This window comes from Streptosporangium sp. NPDC006930, from assembly GCF_040635605.1.
Classification (GTDB): domain Bacteria; phylum Actinomycetota; class Actinomycetes; order Streptosporangiales; family Streptosporangiaceae; genus Streptosporangium.
The window spans coordinates 1-1,399 of sequence record NZ_JBEYID010000072.1 but is presented as its reverse complement, the minus strand read 5'-3'; the positions used below and the strand labels follow the sequence as shown (position 1 = coordinate 1,399).

Here is a 1,399-nt window from a genome sequence, read left to right as displayed (position 1 = left end):
AAAGCTTTCTCCAAATTTCCATGGGCTAAATTAATTCCAGTCTGAATCAAATTCCCAGTTTGGAGACTAGCGAAACGGCCGTCAAAATGAAAAAAGGTAAAGGCATCAACAAAGCCTGTATTCATGGCAAGTAATAGAGCAACAAGTAAACTTTCTTTAGAATGGACTGCGGATTTAAGCTTAATTTTTTCCTTCATAATCTGTAAAAGATAAGGTCATTATAGCACAATGATAATCTAATGTACTCTATTTAAAATAAAAAATTAAATCGCAAATTGTAAAATGAAGTTAGCCACCTTGAGTCAAGCAAAAAACATCTGAATCTCTTATACTAGAAGTTCGACCAAATAGTATAAAAAGGAAATTCAGATGCAAGACTATTCTATCACAAGCCAGAGCAAAGGGAAACACCTGACCAATCAAGACCGTTTAAACATTGAACGTTGGCACAATAAAGAAGGACTGAGCAACCGTGAGATTGCGCGCTTATTGAATAAAGCTCATGGGACGATTGACAGAGAGATGAAGCGAGGGGAAATCCAGCTCAAGCGGAAGGTAAAATACTCTGCTAAAAAGGCTCAAGAAAATTATGAAGGATTGAGGGCTCACAGTGTTCGTCCGAGTAAACTCACGACTGAGATTGATTGTTATGTGAGTACACGTCTTAAAGAAGACAAGGACTCTTTGGAAGTCATTCATCAGGCTCTAAAAGGAGTTTCTCTGAGCAGCCTCTACAATTGGGTCAACTGGGGCTGGTTAGAAGCCAAGCGTCATCATCTTTTCTATCCGCAGTATAAGGCGGCAAAGAAAATCAAACCTCGTGCGCCAAAGCATCCTTTTGGTAAGTCTATTGAAGAACGGCCTGAGTTCATTAACAATCGCTTAGAAGTGGGGCATTACGAGATTGACACGGTCATTCTTACGAGAGCTAAGAACAAGGTGCTTTTGACGCTCACAGAGCGAAAATACCGCACGGAGATCATTCGCTTGATTGATGGGAAAACAGCACAGGCGGTCAATGATGAGCTGGTGGAACTTCAAAAAAGTTATGACTTCAAATCCATTACCCCTGACAATGGCCATGAATTTGCAAGGCTCTCTGAGGTCGTAAGCTGTCCAGTTTACTATGCACACGCCTACGCGAGCTTTGAGCGAGGGACGAATGAAAACCATAACCGAATGATTCGTAGGCATCTGCCAAAAGGCACAACAAAGACGACCCCTGAAGAAGTCGCCGCTATCGAGTATTGGATGAACCATTATCCAAGAAAAATGTTCAACTATAAGAGTTCATATGAGATGAGCTTGGCTAGGTGCCCTCAGGGGGTGTGCCAACAAATGTCCGCCGGTCCCGGTGCAGCCATGACAGGCCACCGGACCACATACGGACGAAAGGCAC

2 protein-coding genes are annotated in these 1,399 nt (G+C 42.7%); one reads left to right on the top strand and one right to left on the bottom strand.

Features of this window, described 5'->3' with window-relative positions; all coding sequences use genetic code 11:
* Positions 1 to 197: DUF1275 family protein (locus tag ABZ664_RS39400; protein ID WP_362522400.1), on the bottom strand; the 197-nt coding region annotated here is incomplete at its 3' end.
* A gap of 172 nt (positions 198 to 369) precedes the next feature.
* On the opposite strand from ABZ664_RS39400, the gene ABZ664_RS39395 reads away from it, so the two are divergent.
* A partial coding sequence (locus ABZ664_RS39395) for an IS30 family transposase (RefSeq protein ID WP_362522398.1) occupies positions 370 to 1,399 on the top strand: 1,030 nt, incomplete at its 3' end.